The organism is Phytoactinopolyspora halotolerans (assembly GCF_010550675.1).
Lineage (GTDB): Bacteria > Actinomycetota > Actinomycetes > Jiangellales > Jiangellaceae > Phytoactinopolyspora > Phytoactinopolyspora halotolerans.
The window spans coordinates 298,341-312,005 of sequence record NZ_JAAGOA010000006.1; the positions used below are offsets into that span (position 1 = coordinate 298,341).

Consider the following 13,665-nt stretch of genomic DNA (forward strand, 5'->3'; position numbering starts at 1 on the left):
GGGGTCCTCCATTCGGTTGTGTTTTTCCTTCTGGGCCTCCTGGGTGGCTGTCCCCCCACGACGTTGCGCGTTCTCGGACTTAGCCGTCCCGGCGGCGGGACCTCATCGAGGCGAGTCCCACCACACACTGACCGGTCGTTCGGTCGGGATGGCAGTATGGGTGGCATCAGTGCTCACTGCAACGTCGCCGTGAGGAGGCCGAGGATGGCGTATTACCGGCAGGTGGGCGAGGTCCCCCCGAAGCGTCACACGCAGCATCGCCGCCCGGATGGTGGGTTGTATTACGAGGAGTTGATGGGTGAGGAGGGCTTCTCCAGCGATTCGTCCTTGCTGTACCACCGCCATATCCCGTCGGCGATCGCCGACGCCCAGCCGTGGGAGCTGCCGGATCTGTCGACGGTGCCGAACCACCCGTTGACGCCGCGGCATCTGAAGCTGCACGAGCTGTTCGCGGACACGTCGGAGATGGCGTGGAAGTCGGTGGATGTGGTGACCGGTCGGCGGCTGGTCCTGGGCAACGCCGACGTGCGGATCTCCTATGTGGTGGCGGGCGAGTCATCGCCGCTGTATCGGAACGCGATCGGCGATGAATGCGTCTACATCGAGTCCGGCTCCGGGACGGTGGAGACCGTCTTCGGTGCGCTGCCGTTCCGGCAGGGTGATCACGTGCTGTTGCCACGGGCGACGACCCATCGCTGGCTGCCCGGCGGAGACGAGCCGGTGCGCGCGTACGTGATCGAGGCGAACTCGCACATCACGCCGCCCAAACGGTACCTGTCCCGGTTCGGACAGCTGCTGGAGCATTCGCCGTACTGCGAGCGCGACCTGCACGGTCCGGCTGAGCCGCTGCTGGCCGACGGCGAGGACGTGGAGGTGTTCGTCAAGCATCGCGGACCTCGGGGAATCGCCGGGACCCGGTTCGTCTATCCCGCCCACCCGTTCGATGTCGTCGGCTGGGACGGCTGCCTGTACCCGTACACGTTCAACATCTCCGACTTCGAGCCGATCACCGGGCGGGTGCATCAGCCGCCGCCTGTGCATCAGGTCTTCGAGGGCTACAACTTCGTGGTCTGCGACTTCGTGCCGCGCAAGGTCGACTACCACCCGTTGTCCATTCCGGTGCCGTACTACCACTCCAACGTGGACTCGGACGAGGTCATGTTCTACTGCGGCGGCAACTACGAGGCGCGCAAGGGCTCGGGGATCGGACAGGGGTCGATCTCGTTGCATCCGGGCGGGTGGGCACACGGTCCGCAGCCCGGCGCGTACGAGGGCAGCATCGGTATGGAGCGTTCGGACGAGCTCGCCGTCATGGTGGACACCTTCCGTCCGCTCGAGCTCGGCGAAGGCGGTCAGGCCTGCGACGACGGTGTGTACGCCTGGAGCTGGAACCAGCGCTCGTGAGGGACGGACACGCCGCCGACCACCGCCACCGCGAGACCGCCCTTGCCCCACCACGACCCCGGCGACGACCGCCGCCAGGGCCACCGGCCCTGAGCCGACGGGCGGGGGAAACCCTGAGGGCATGGCGGCGGCACATCCGGGATGTAACCCATCGTCGCCGGTGGTCGTCTCGACTACGATGATGATATGAGTGCCGCCGGTGCGGTAGGGCCGCCATATCACCCGCAGACCCGTCCTCCCCAGCTTCGATGCAGCGATTCTGAACGTGAGGCCGTCGCGGCGATGGTCCGCTCTGCCAGCGAGGACGGCCGGCTGGACCTGACTGAGCTGGACGAGCGACTCGGGGCGGTCTACGCGGCCAAGACCCACGGCGATCTGGCCCAGATCATCGTCGACATCGTGCCGCCGCCGATGCGGCCGATGCCACCGCGTCCTTCGGCGATGCCGCAGCCGGTCCCCGTGGTGCCGGTCATGCCGGTCATGCCGGTGCAGTGGCGTCCCGGCGTCAGCGACCGGACGATCCTGCCGGCGTTTCTGCTCTGCATCTTCCTTGGGGTCTTCGGTGCCCACCGGTTCTACGTCGGCAAGGTCGGTTCCGGGATCGGCATGCTCGTCGCCTGCCTGCTGAGCTTCGGCGTCGTGGCCGGAATCTGGGCGCTGATCGACCTCATCGTCCTGGCCACTCGTTCGTTCCGGGATCAGTACGGCAACATCCTGCGCAACTGGACCTAGCCTCCGGCCTGGCCGCTACTCACCGGCTGTGGACTGGCCGCGCGGCGCGTCGACGATGCGGAAGACCGGGTGGTGCTCGGACTCCGCGATGAACCGGTCGACCGGGTCGTCCACCTCGGCGTCGAAGTAGGGCCGGGTGATCGGCACCAGCCGGATGTACTCCTTCAGCACCGGGCCGGCTTCGTCCGGCCCGCATTCGACCAACCCCACGTGCTGGCGATCGCGGCCGCGGCTGAGCGTGGCGGTGCCGTCGGCACGGGCGTTGACGACCCACGGCACGGCACCGTACGGAGCGACCAGATAGCGCTTCTCCCGGTGGGTCACCGGACGGACCGGTGTGGAGCGAGCCTGGCCGGTGCGGCGGCCGGTGGTGGTGACCAGCACGTACGATCGTGGCGCCAGCCCGGCCGTCAACGCGGCCTTGATGAGGGAGTTCGCAATCCGGCGGCTGCGGCTTGAGCGGTACGTGCGGGCCATGCTCTCAGCATCCCAGGCTGCCGCCCGGTCCAACAGGGTGTTCGACGGATCTGCGCGATGATGGAGATGTGATGGTTTCTCGCCTTTGTCGCCTCGTCATCGCCGCCGTTGTGCTGCTGGCGGCCGGCTGTTCGGACAGCGCCGACGACGCACGCCCAGAGGCGTCCGCACCGACGGGCGGTTCCGCGGCGAGCGCCGACCGAGACGCACCGTCGTCGCCATCCGGAACGCCGGCACCGCCGGTGACGTCCGGGCCGACCACGGTGCCGGAGACGTCCGCCCCTGCCGCCACCTCGACGCCGACCCGGGAGCGACCGCACCCGGTGTCTCTCCCGGCGCTCATGGAGCGCGAATACGACGGACGTGGCCTGGAGCTCGGCGATGTGATCGAGGAGACGGACGCGTACACCCGGTATGAGGTCAGTTACCGCAGCGGTGAGCTGACCATCTCCGGCATCATGAACGTGCCGGCGGGCGACGGGCCGTTCCCGGTGCTGATCCTGGCGCACGGGTACATCGACCCGGAGATCTACACGACCGGGCGAGGGCTCGCGCGCGAGCAGGACTACCTGGCCCGGCAGGGCTACGCCGTGCTGCACACCGACTACCGCAACCATGCCGGTTCGGACGACGATCCGGACAATGAGGTGCGGCTGCGCCTCGGATACACCGCGGACGTCATCGACGCGGTGCTGGCCGTCCGGGAGTCGTCGTCGCCGTACCTCGACGGCGATCGGGTGGGCCTGCTGGGGCGGTCGATGGGCGGCGGCGTGGTGCTGAACGCGCTGGTGGTCGAGCCGGGTCTGGTGGACGCGGCCGTCATCTATGCCTCCGTCAGCTCCGACACCGTCGACAACTTCGATATGTGGATCCGCGGTGAGCCCGAGCGGGGGGAGCTGACGGAGCAGATCATCGACGCCTATGGGGCACCGGAGGACAACCCGCAGTTCTGGCGCAACGTCTCGCCGCGCACATTCTTCGACCGCGTCACCGAGCCGGTCCTCATCCACCACGGCACCGCCGACGACACCTGCCCCATCGACTGGGCGTACGAGACCCGTGATGCCCTCGACGAGGCGGGTGCCGAGGTGACCCTCGAGGTCTACGACGGCGAGCAACACGCATTCGAGCCGCAGTGGCAGGAGTCGATCGAACGGACGGCGGCGTTCTTCGACGACCACCTCTAGGAGACTGCTGAACAAGGCGTCAGTGCGGCGCAGGCGATGGCGTTGGTGGCGGGCGGAACGCCGCCAAGGCCGTCGAGCGGCGAGTTTGAGTCAGCACTCTGGGTGCGACAACGGGGTCGTTCCGCCCGCCGGTGGCCATTCTCGGCCTGTTGTGGGCGGCTGGCAATGGTTGCAGATGGGGTTCCCAGCCCCCGGTTCAGGCTAGGGCCCAGGCTCCGTGGTGGATGGTGAGGCCCATGGCGAGGAGTCGCCGCAGGTTGAGGGCTGCAACACGGTGGTGGAGCCAGTTGTTGTTCTTCTCGATCCCGCGGTAAGGCACCCGTCGAGCGCCTCTGGTGAGCCAGGCGATGGACCGTTCGACCATCGGCCGGTGCCGCCGGTATACGGTCTGGAAGCTGTCGTCAGCGGCCCGTTGCCGGTGCTCGCGCATGAGCTGGTCGTGCTCATGCATCTTGACCGTGCGGCCGGAAGTCGATGAGGTGCAGTGTTCGGCGAGTGGGCATTCGCGGCAAGCGATGCCGAACACGGCGTTGTTCTTCGCGGTGATCTTCCTGGTCACGCCTGCTGGACAGGTCAGGGTTCGAGCAGCGGCGTCATGGACGAAGTCATCGATGGTGAAGCCGCCCTCGACCGCGGGCCGCAGCGGCCACGGCTTGAGCAGCGGTGTCCACTTCTTGCCGTGCAGAGTGTGGAGCATGTCGCCGGTGGCGTAGGCAGAGTCACCGAGCACTTCCACCTGCTGATCCGCGGTGATGGTGGCATCGGCGACGACGAGCTCGGCGCCCACGTTCGCGTCGGAGTGCTCGGTGCCGTTGGTCTTGGTCAGTGCGCACACGGTAGTCAGCCCGGTCTCAGGCTCCACCACCACGTGGGCCTTGAACCCGTCCTGGCGCCGCTCCCGGGTCTTGTGCGCGTGCCGGGTGTCCGGGTCCACGGTCGAGATCACCCGGTCCGGCGCGGTCTTACGGGCGATGCGCCAGCGGCCGTCGGTGCCATCGGAGTCCTCGGCCGGCTCCACGTCTTGGCCGGCGACCAGCGCCAGCAACGCGACCGCGTCGGCCGGCTTCCCGCCGTCCTGGGAGATCTGCTCCAGCCCGATCTGGTCGTCCAGCGCAGCAAGCAAGGCCAGCGCGTCGCCGACCAGCGCGGACACCAGCTCGTCGCGGGCGGCCGGGTCGTCCCAGGCGATCGGAGGCTTCCCGGGCGAGTGGTAGTCCTGCCCGCTCCGCTCGGCCAGCCGGGTGCAGTACACCGCAATCAGGTCCTCGGCGCCGGGCACCTCCCGGCCCACTCGGCGGATCTGGGCGATCAGCTGGGTGACGGTGTCCTGGCGGGCGACCGCGTCGTCGAGGATGGTGGAGTCCAGCGCCCGGCGCTGTTTACCGGCCACCGCACCGGTTTCGGTGATGACCTCGCGGACCACCTCGAAGATCCGCTGCGGCCGGTCGCTAGCGGCCAGCCGGCGCCTCCAGTAGGTCAACGTCGAGGGATCGAAGCCCTTCGCATCGATCGCGAACCCACACGCTGCCTTCCACCGCAGGTCGAAGGTCAGTGCGTCGACCGCTTCGCGGTCCGAATGCCCGTACAGCGCCTGAAGCACGATCACCGAGGCGATCACCTCGCCCGGGATCGAGGGCCGACCCCGCCCCGAGGGGAACAAATCAGCAAACAACACGCCCGGGAACAGCCGATCGCGGTGCTCGGCGAGCAACGCGAACACACTGCCCGGCTCGAGTAAGTGCCCAGCCACCGACTCCACATCCAGCAGCTCCCGCTGCCGATCCGATTCACCCTGCACACCCACAGGATTCCAGGCCAGCGCCGAAAGACATACCCGCCACGCGGATTGTTCAGCAGCCTCCTAGGGCGCGAGCCGGTGCCGGCCGCGCGATATACGCGCGATACAGCGAGCGCGCCGCGCAGCGACGTGATGTGGTGACCTAGAAGCCGCGCACGCGCGTGATCCGGATCCGGATCGGAGCCGAATACGTGGCGGCGAACTGCTCCACGCTGCCGACGACACTGATCATGTCCTCGCGGTATTTCGCCAGGTACTGCGGTGACGCATCGGGAGCGGGAAGATCGTCGGCAAGCTCCGCGCGCCCGGTCATCACGATGATGTCGCCGCCGGTGCTGGTCCCGTTGAAGTGCAACGACACCTGCGGGTGCGCCTCGATGTGCGCGAGCCGGTGCGCCTTGTGATCGCTGTACGCGATGATCTCGTCGTCACCGGTCCAGAGGAACCAGACCGGGTTCGGTTGCGGAGTGCCGTCCTTGCTGACCGTGGTGAGCCAGATGACCTGCTCTGCCTTCAGGCGTGTGCGCACGCGCTCGCCGAACGGGGTCTCTGGGCTGGGCAACACGTCTTCTGTCGTCATGTCACGGCAAACACTGTGTCGTGGCCGTGTCATCCCGGCTGAGCACGCGTCTGTGCGAGCTGGTCGCGGCGACGGGTGAGGTAGGCGATCTCGGCGGTGTTGCCGGACAGCTCGATGGCCCGGTCGTAGGCGGCGCGCGCCTGCCGGCCGCGGCCGAGCCGGCGCAGCAGGTCGGCGCGGGTCGCATGGTAAGCGTGGTATCCGGCCAGCGTGTCCTCGAGGCGGTCGACCGCCGTCAGCGCCACGTCGGGACCGTCCAGTTCGGCGACCGCGATGGCCCGGTTGAGGACGACGATCGGCGAGGCATCGATGCGGACAAGCTGGTCGTAGAGTGCGACGACCTGTGCCCAGTCGGTGTCGCGTACGTCCCGGGCGGACGTGTGCACGGCGTTGATGGCCGCGAGGATCTGGTAGCGACCCGGCGCCACTCCGGCAGCGGCGGCGGCGAGGCGCTCGCGCACCAGCCGATGACCCTCGGCGATCAGTGCCGCGTCCCAAGCGCCACGGTCTTGCTCGTCGATGGCGACCAGTTCGCCGCTCGCCGAGATCCGGGCGTCGCGCCGGGCTTCGATCAGCAGCATCAGCGCCAGTAGCCCGGCCACCTCGCCGTCCTCGGGCATCAGCGCACGGATCAGGCGGGTGAGCCGGATCGCCTCGGCGGTGAGGTCGGACCGGACGGGATCGGTTCCGGGCCCGGTGGCCAGGTAGCCCTCGTTGAAGACGAGGTACAGCACGGCGAGGACACCGGAGAGGCGAGGTGAAAGATCGTCGGCGGACGGCACCCGGTACGGAATGCGCGCCGCCTTGATCTTGGCTTTCGCACGGGTGATCCGCTGCCCCATGGCGCTCTCCTGCACCAGGAAGGCGCGCGCGATCTCTGCCACGGTCAGACCGCCGATCATGCGTAGCGTCAGCGCGACGCGGGATTCCATCGCCAACGCCGGGTGGCAGCAGGTGAAGATCAGCCGGAGCCGGTCGTCGTCGATGGCGCCGAGAGGCACAGACGGCACAGCCGGGTTGTCGTACAACATCTGAGCCTCCTTGTGTTTGTCGTCGCGCTTGCTCTCGCGCCGTATCCGGTCGATCGCCTTGCGGTTGGCCGTGGTGGTCAGCCAGGCCCCGGGGTTGGGAGGTATGCCGTCGGCGGGCCACCGCTCGACGGCGGTCGCGAACGCCTCGGCCGCCGCCTCCTCGGCAACGTCGAGGTCACCGAAACGGCGGGTCAGCGCGGCGACCACGCGGGCCCACTCCTGCTGGTGAGCCCGCGTGATCGCTTCCTGGACGTCGGCGAGGTTCACAGGAACGGACGCACCTCCACCTTCCGGTTGCAGGCCTTCGATGCCTCGGCGGCAAGCTTGAGCGCGACGTCGAGGTCCGCGGCTTCGATGATCCAGAAGCCGCCGAGGTGCTCTTTGGACTCCACGAACGGCCCGTCGGTGAACAACGCTTCCCCGCTCCGGTTGTCGATGACGGTGGCCGTGTCGGGTGCCGCGAGGCCACCGGCGAAGACCCAGTGGCCTTCCGACTGGAGCCCGTCGTTGAACGCGTTGATCGCCGCCATCTCGTCCGCGGTGGCGGAGCCGGTCTCGTCCTCCCTGACGCCGCCCGGAAGGAACTGTTCGATCACGGAAACCAGGTACTGCATGGTGGATCATCTCCTGTGGTACGCCGGACGCCCCGGCTGGGCGACCGTTCACCTCTGCCACGAACGTCGCTGCCCCGATCCGACACCGCGCTCCGGACTTTTTCAAGGACGTGCGTCGTCGATGCGGCGCGTCGTCAGCCGGTCGCATACTGCGGGCGCCCGGCCGGCCGGTAGACCTGGGCCGTGATCCCGTTCGGGAAGGCGCGCGATTCGGCCAGGTCAAGCGCCGCGTCCGGGCCGGAGTCGGGGAACAGCCGCGTGCCCTGGCCGACGATGACGGGATAGGTGATCAGGACGATCTCGTCGACCAGCTGGTGATCCAGGAGCCGGCGGACCACGTCGCCGCTGCCGTGCACCTGCAGTTCCCCTTCCGGCTTGGCTTTCAGCTCGCCGACGGCGGTCGCGACGTCACCGGAGAGGACGGTCGTGTCCGCCCAGCGTGGTTCGGTGAGCGTGTTCGACGCCACGTACTTCGGTCGGGTGTTCAACGCGGTCCAGATGGGACTGTCGCCCGGATCGGCCCATGTTCCCCAGGAGCCGGCGAAGATCTCGTAGGTCCGCCGGCCGAACAGGAACGCGTCCGCGCGGCGGTAGATCTCGCCGAGAAACGTCTCGATTTCGTCGTGGAACAGAGGCAGGGCCCATCCGCCCCGCTCGAATCCGCCCCGGCGGTCCTCGCCGGGCCCGCCGAGTCCTTGCATCACACCGTCGACGGAGAGGTTCGTGATGGTCGTCAGTTTCATGACTGTGCCCTTCTTTCTGGGTTGTGCCCATTGAGCCACCTCCGGTGGGCGGCCTTCACCTCTGCTACGAACAAGGCTGTCCCGATCCGACACCGCCTCCCGGACCTTCTCGGATTCGGCACCACGGTGAGCCGGACCCCCGGCCAGGCCGTCGCTGCCTCGGGCGACGATCGCCAGGCGAACCTACGTTCGATTGTGCGGTATTGTTGAGGCATGTCGATCGCGATGCAGGGGTCCCTGTTCGACAGCTCCGTGTCCGCGCCGGAACTGGGCGAGCTGGGAGCGACGGTGCGGCGAACCGAGCTGACGGCCGGTGCATGGATCGATGTCCGGCCCGGTTGGCTCGGCGGGGCGGACGAGCTGTTCACCCGCCTGGTGGACGTGGTGCCATGGCGTGCCGAGCGGCGGCAGATGTACGAGCGTGTCGTCGACGTGCCGCGCCTGGTCTGCTGGTACGGCGAGGAGGACCGGTTGCCGGATCCCGTACTCGAGCAGGCGAAGGCGGCCCTGAGCGCCCACTACCGGGATGAGCTGGGCGAGCCGTTCCTGACCGCAGGTTTGTGTTTCTATCGCGACGGGCGGGACAGCGTCGCCTGGCACGGCGACACCATCGGCCGCAGCAAAACGGAGGACACGATGGTGGCGATCCTGTCCGTCGGCGAGCCCAGGTCGCTGCTACTGCGCCCGCGCAGCGGCGGCGAGTCGCTGCGTTTCCACCTCGGACACGGAGATCTGCTGGTGATGGGTGGGTCGTGCCAGCGGACCTGGGAGCACGCCGTACCGAAGACGGCACGGCCGGTGGGACCGCGGATCAGTATCCAGTTCCGGCCGCGCGGCGTGGCCTGAGAGGCGTCCACGCGGCCGCGCCACCCCGCCATGTCGCACGGGCAGTCCCGCCCCGCCATGTCCCACGGGTCGTGCCCGCCCTGCGGATGCGGCCTCATGGCCGAGGCGCACCCGCAGGACTGACCAGAGCGTTCAGTGCTGAGCGCGCACCGGCGCCAGCACATCGCTGACCAGATCGTGCAGGAGATCGATGCCGTCTGTGGACAGGATCGACTCCAGGTGGAACTGGACCGAGGCGAAGCCGTCGCCCCTCAATGCGTGCACGTCACCGGTGTCGGCATCGGCGGCGATCCGTAATCCTGCCGGGACGTCGGCGGATGTCGGGACGTCGACCGGTGCACGGGAGTCAAGCATCGTACGGGCGGTGTACGTGTTGTAGAAGCCGACGCGCGTCCGGCGTCCGAACAGATCGATCTCCCGCTGGGTGCCCTGGTACGGCTGGGCCAGCGGGACCACGGGAAACCCGAGAATGTCGGCGAGCATCTGATGACTGAGGCAGACCGCCAGCAGCGGCCGCTGGTCGGCCAGCCTTCGTGTCACCAGGTACCGCATCCGCCTGATCCGCGGATCACTGGTGTCCCGCGGATCGCCCGGGCCGGGTCCGGCCACCATGAGGTCATGGCGGACCGTGTCGCCGACCTCGCTCCAGCGCCGCACCTCCGCGACCATGCCCAGGCGACGGAGCAGGTGTGCGAACATCGCCGTCCAGCCGTCCTCGACGTCGATCACGACGGCCGATCGTCCGTCGAGCGGCGGCCGTCCGTCCGGCGGCTGTGGCTCGTCGAACGAGGCCGATCCGTGGAGCGTGGCTGAGCCGCCGTCGCTGTGATCATGTAGCCAGAACGGCGCCAGCGTGGCGTTGCGCAGCGTCAACGCCTCGCCGACGCCCGGATACTCGAGCAACGGAGCCGCCGCCCGCCCGTCGTCGGTCGCCGGCTCGACCGGCTTCGCGTGCAGGCCCAGCGCGGTGAGTACGCCGGCGGCCTTGACGTGCGTCTCGTGCACCTCGTGTCCGGAGATCGAATGCCGCACCAGCGTGGCACCCACCGGCACGCGGACCGTGCCGTCGGGGTCGATGTAGGCGGTGCGGATCAGGATGGGTGCGTCGAGCACCTGTCGTCCACCGGCGTCGTGCCCGATCAGGGCGGCGACACCGGCGTAGTAGCCGCGTCCGTTCTGCTCGTACCTGGTGATGATCCGCGCCGCGTTCTCCACCGGCGAGCCGGTGACCGTCGGCGCGAACATCGTCTCGCGGAGTACGTCCCGCACGTCCATCCGGGATCTGCCCTGCAGAAGGTACTCGGTGTGCACCAGATGGCCCATCTCCTTCAGGAACGGACCGACCACCTGGCCGCCCTCATGGCACACCCGGCTCATCATCTTCAGTTCCTCGTCGACCGCCATGAACAGCTCCTCGGTCTCCTTCGCGTCGGCGAGGAAGCGGAGCAGCCCGGCGCCGCTGGCACCTTCCCGGGGCGGTCGGTAGGTGCCGCTGATCGGGTTCATGACGACGGTGCCGTCGGCGACGCTGACGTGCCGTTCGGGCGTCGCGCCGACCATGGTCACGTCTCCCGCATGCACGACGAAGGTCCAGTATGCGTTGGGTTCGCCGAGCAGGAGCCGGCGGAACAGCCGCAGCGCGGCATGCGGCACCGAGCCGTGGAGTCGGGCCCGATAATCCCGCCGGATGACGAAGTTCGCCCCTTCGCCGCGGCCGATCTCGTCGCGGATCACCGCCCCGACGATCTCGCCGTACGCGTCGTCGTCGATGTCGAATCCGTGCCCGGTGACCTCGACCGGTGTGTCCGGGATGGCGGCGAGCACGTCGTCCGGTGTGAGGACGGCATGCTCGCGGACCATCAGGCAGCGCAGCGGCGTCCCGTCGTCGTGACAGGCGAAGCCTCGTTCGGTGACCTGCCGGTACGGCACGAGCGCCAGTACCCGTGGAACCGCGAGGGAGGTGGGCGCGGTGGCGGGCGGGTCATCCGTGCGGTGACCGGGGCGATCGTCGGTGCTGTGGTGGGCAGAGGTGCGCGGCGGAGGGATCGGCACGTCGCCGAGGCGGTCGACGTCGATCGTCTCGCCGAGGAGCAGGTCGATTCCTGTGCCGTCGGCGCGGCGCAGCAGCGCGAACGGCTCAGGTGTGTCGCTCTCCACGACAGCGGTGAGCGGATCGGTCATGGTTGGCTTCCCTTCGGGTCTTCAGACCTCGCCCGAGGGAGCCGAAACGACGACGACCGCCTTGAACGAGGCGGTCGCAACGTCGGATGTACGCGTCGGGTGGGCGCCGCCTAACCGGCGCGCCACCAGGAACCGAGCATGTGTGCGTACATAGCGAGCACTGTAGCGTCCCGTGCGCTCCTTGTCACGATCACCACGGTCAGGCCTTGTGCGAGGGCGGTGAAACGAGCTGTTGGCCGTGCGGTCGCGTGCGTGACACGCGGCTGGCATGCTGGTGTCATTTCCGGTGAGCACGTTGGTCATATCCAACCTCGGGAGGTCCACGTGTCCGGTTCGCTGACTGCCCGTGTCCGTCTCTGTCTCGCCCTCGTCGCCGCCGCGCTGGTCGTCGCCGTTCTCGCCCTGGTGGTGGACCCGTCGGCCACGGCCACCGCCCCTCGGATCCCGACCAAGACCACCGCCCAGGCCGAGCTCAACGCGCTGACCGTCGCCGCGGAGCGATCCATGAGCGGGTACTCCCGCGACAAGTTCCCGCACTGGGACACCGTCTCCGGGACCTGCAACGCCCGGGAACAGGTGCTCAAGCGAGACGGCATCGACGTGTCGGTCAACGGCGACTGCTATCCCACGTCCGGCCGCTGGTACAGCCCGTACGACGGGGTCACGCTCCACTCGCCGTCCGACGTCGACATCGACCACGTGGTACCGCTGGCCGAGGCCTGGCGCTCCGGTGCGAACAGCTGGTCCACGAGCAAGCGCCGCGAGTTCGCCAACGACCTGTACTGGCCGCAGCTCCGGGCCGTCTCCGCGGCCTCCAACCGCGCCAAGGGAGATCGCGACCCGACGGCGTGGAAGCCGCGTTCCGCGTACCACTGCACGTACGCCAAGATGTGGATCCGGACCAAGTACCAATGGAAGCTGACCGTCCAGTCCGCGGAGAAGAGCGAGCTCCAGCGGATGATCAACACCTGTTAGGGCCGCCTCGTGTCTGATCTGCGTTCCACCTTCGACGCCTCGCCCGACGGCGTGATGACCAACGAGGTGGGCGTGATCAGCGGGGAGCTGGAACTCCGTACGTCCTGCGCGGATGACGGTGTGTTGACGCTGGCGATCCGGTACGCCGGGGCCGACGAGTGGTACACGATCCAGGGGCACGATTACCGCGTGCATGACGTGCGCGATCACGAGGTCATCCACCGTCTCTTGGTCAACGTGCTGGAGCGTCCGAGGGCGTAGCCGACACGCCTCGCGTCGTGGGAGTTTGTGAGTGAGTTCTCACTCATTTAGAATCGGTGTGTGGCGCACGATTCGCACGACAGAGAGCACGGCGCGGCCGCGCAGGACCATGCGGCCGCGGACGAGAAGACGGGAAAGCGTACACGAGCTGCGCGGATGTCTCCGGAGGAGCGCCGGGCCGCGATCATCGCCGCGACCGTCCCGCTTGTCCGCACGTCCGGGTTCGACGTCAGCACCCGGCAGATAGCCGAGGCCGCGGACATCGCCGAAGGCACCATCTTTCGTGTCTTCGAGACCAAGGAGGACCTGCTCAAGCGGGCCGTTCAGGCGGCGCTGGACCCTGGGGACATGGCGCAGCGCCTGCTGGTCATCGACCTCACCTCGCCGCTGGCCGAGCGGCTGCGCTGGGCGGCGGAGCTGCTTCAGCAGCGAATGGCTCAGATGATCGAACTCGCGTCGACGGTCGGTCCTGGCAACTTTCCGGTCCAAAGCCGTGACCTGCAGAAGCAGCACGAGCAGCTGCACGAATTGCTGGTCAAGCTGTTCGAGCCCGACCGTGACCAGCTCCGGGTCGATCCCGCCCGGGCCGCCGGTCTGTTGCGGATGGTCGCCTTCGGCGGATCCAACCCGAGACTCGTCGACGGCCCGCTACTGACGCCGACGGAGATCGTCGACCTTCTGCTCGACGGCATCCGCGACCACGACGCCGCGCCATCGGACGGCCATGAACGTGCGGGCCACGAACGTAGCCGCGAATCCGGCCGCGAATCCGGCGGCGACGAGCCGTCGTAGCGGCGCGATGCCGTGTTGATGTCCACCCTGATCACCGTCACAGG

14 protein-coding genes are annotated in these 13,665 nt (G+C 68.4%); 7 read left to right on the forward strand and 7 right to left on the reverse strand.

The genetic code is table 11. The features are described 5' to 3' along the window. Positions 1 to 204 precede the first annotated feature (204 nt). Both G1H10_RS11290 and G1H10_RS11295 read left to right on the forward strand, forming a co-directional pair. On the forward strand, positions 205 to 1,404 hold the full coding sequence (locus tag G1H10_RS11290; protein WP_163736953.1) for a homogentisate 1,2-dioxygenase: 1,200 nt from the start codon (positions 205 to 207) through the stop codon (positions 1,402 to 1,404). A 186-nt stretch (positions 1,405 to 1,590) separates the two neighbouring features. Continuing rightward, positions 1,591 to 2,136 (forward strand): DUF1707 domain-containing protein, encoded by a 546-nt coding sequence (locus tag G1H10_RS11295; RefSeq protein WP_163736956.1) that lies wholly within the window; start codon positions 1,591 to 1,593, stop codon positions 2,134 to 2,136. A gap of 15 nt (positions 2,137 to 2,151) precedes the next feature. Here G1H10_RS11295 and G1H10_RS11300 read toward each other — a convergent pair whose 3' ends face one another. Beyond that, positions 2,152 to 2,613, reverse strand: a complete 462-nt coding sequence (locus G1H10_RS11300) for a nitroreductase/quinone reductase family protein (protein WP_163736959.1) — start codon at positions 2,611 to 2,613, stop codon at positions 2,152 to 2,154. Between the two features lie 71 nt (positions 2,614 to 2,684). Between G1H10_RS11300 and G1H10_RS11305 the strand changes: the two genes are divergently transcribed. Further along, a complete protein-coding gene (locus G1H10_RS11305; protein WP_216853154.1) occupies positions 2,685 to 3,800 on the forward strand; it encodes an alpha/beta hydrolase family protein in 1,116 nt (371 codons plus the stop codon). A 196-nt stretch (positions 3,801 to 3,996) separates the two neighbouring features. Here G1H10_RS11305 and G1H10_RS11310 read toward each other — a convergent pair whose 3' ends face one another. The 5 genes from G1H10_RS11310 to G1H10_RS11330 all read right to left on the reverse strand — a co-directional run bounded on the left by G1H10_RS11310 (position 3,997) and on the right by G1H10_RS11330 (position 8,566). After that, positions 3,997 to 5,598 carry an IS1182 family transposase gene (locus G1H10_RS11310; protein ID WP_163736961.1) on the reverse strand — a complete coding sequence of 534 codons (1,602 nt, stop codon included), beginning with the start codon at positions 5,596 to 5,598 and terminating at the stop codon, positions 3,997 to 3,999. A 142-nt stretch (positions 5,599 to 5,740) separates the two neighbouring features. After that, positions 5,741 to 6,178, reverse strand: a complete 438-nt coding sequence (locus G1H10_RS11315; protein ID WP_163736964.1) for a TIGR03667 family PPOX class F420-dependent oxidoreductase — start codon at positions 6,176 to 6,178, stop codon at positions 5,741 to 5,743. 29 nt (positions 6,179 to 6,207) lie between these two features. After that, positions 6,208 to 7,476, reverse strand: a complete 1,269-nt coding sequence (locus tag G1H10_RS11320; RefSeq protein WP_163736967.1) for an RNA polymerase sigma factor — start codon at positions 7,474 to 7,476, stop codon at positions 6,208 to 6,210. Beyond that, complete coding sequence (locus tag G1H10_RS11325) at positions 7,473 to 7,823, reverse strand: YciI family protein (protein ID WP_163736969.1); 351 nt, start codon at positions 7,821 to 7,823, stop codon at positions 7,473 to 7,475. The genes G1H10_RS11320 and G1H10_RS11325 overlap by 4 nt, the downstream gene beginning before the upstream one ends. Positions 7,824 to 7,957: 134 nt before the next feature. Next, a complete protein-coding gene (locus G1H10_RS11330) occupies positions 7,958 to 8,566 on the reverse strand; it encodes a dihydrofolate reductase family protein (RefSeq protein ID WP_163736972.1) in 609 nt (202 codons plus the stop codon). 213 nt (positions 8,567 to 8,779) lie between these two features. Between G1H10_RS11330 and G1H10_RS11335 the strand changes: the two genes are divergently transcribed. After that, complete coding sequence (locus G1H10_RS11335) at positions 8,780 to 9,412, forward strand: alpha-ketoglutarate-dependent dioxygenase AlkB (protein WP_163736975.1); 633 nt, start codon at positions 8,780 to 8,782, stop codon at positions 9,410 to 9,412. Between the two features lie 132 nt (positions 9,413 to 9,544). On the opposite strand, the gene G1H10_RS11340 is transcribed toward G1H10_RS11335, so the two are convergent. Beyond that, positions 9,545 to 11,593, reverse strand: a complete 2,049-nt coding sequence (locus tag G1H10_RS11340) for an anthranilate synthase family protein (RefSeq protein ID WP_163736978.1) — start codon at positions 11,591 to 11,593, stop codon at positions 9,545 to 9,547. Between the two features lie 324 nt (positions 11,594 to 11,917). Here G1H10_RS11340 and G1H10_RS11345 point away from each other — a divergent pair, with 324 nt between their 5' ends. From G1H10_RS11345 to G1H10_RS11355, 3 genes are read left to right on the forward strand one after another with little or no spacing between them, the layout of a single operon-like run. Beyond that, positions 11,918 to 12,568, forward strand: coding sequence for an HNH endonuclease family protein (locus tag G1H10_RS11345; protein WP_216853155.1), 651 nt, complete (start codon positions 11,918 to 11,920; stop codon positions 12,566 to 12,568). Positions 12,569 to 12,622: 54 nt separating this feature from the next. Further along, entirely contained in the window at positions 12,623 to 12,829 is a 207-nt protein-coding gene (locus G1H10_RS11350) for a hypothetical protein (protein WP_163737197.1), read from the forward strand. Between the two features lie 60 nt (positions 12,830 to 12,889). Beyond that, positions 12,890 to 13,621 (forward strand): TetR/AcrR family transcriptional regulator, encoded by a 732-nt coding sequence (locus G1H10_RS11355; protein WP_163736983.1) that lies wholly within the window; start codon positions 12,890 to 12,892, stop codon positions 13,619 to 13,621. The last annotated feature ends 44 nt before the right edge of the window (positions 13,622 to 13,665 follow it).

Coding starts and splice junctions, on each gene's coding strand:
- G1H10_RS11340 (WP_163736978.1), bottom strand. CDS start 11,593: ATGACCGATCCGCTCACCGCTGTCGTGGAGAGCGACACACCTGAGCCG.
- G1H10_RS11315 (WP_163736964.1), bottom strand. CDS start 6,178: ATGACGACAGAAGACGTGTTGCCCAGCCCAGAGACCCCGTTCGGCGAG.
- G1H10_RS11350 (WP_163737197.1), top strand. CDS start 12,623: ATGACCAACGAGGTGGGCGTGATCAGCGGGGAGCTGGAACTCCGTACG.
- G1H10_RS11305 (WP_216853154.1), top strand. CDS start 2,685: ATGGTTTCTCGCCTTTGTCGCCTCGTCATCGCCGCCGTTGTGCTGCTG.
- G1H10_RS11295 (WP_163736956.1), top strand. CDS start 1,591: ATGAGTGCCGCCGGTGCGGTAGGGCCGCCATATCACCCGCAGACCCGT.
- G1H10_RS11330 (WP_163736972.1), bottom strand. CDS start 8,566: ATGAAACTGACGACCATCACGAACCTCTCCGTCGACGGTGTGATGCAA.
- G1H10_RS11335 (WP_163736975.1), top strand. CDS start 8,780: ATGTCGATCGCGATGCAGGGGTCCCTGTTCGACAGCTCCGTGTCCGCG.
- G1H10_RS11325 (WP_163736969.1), bottom strand. CDS start 7,823: ATGCAGTACCTGGTTTCCGTGATCGAACAGTTCCTTCCGGGCGGCGTC.
- G1H10_RS11290 (WP_163736953.1), top strand. CDS start 205: ATGGCGTATTACCGGCAGGTGGGCGAGGTCCCCCCGAAGCGTCACACG.
- G1H10_RS11300 (WP_163736959.1), bottom strand. CDS start 2,613: ATGGCCCGCACGTACCGCTCAAGCCGCAGCCGCCGGATTGCGAACTCC.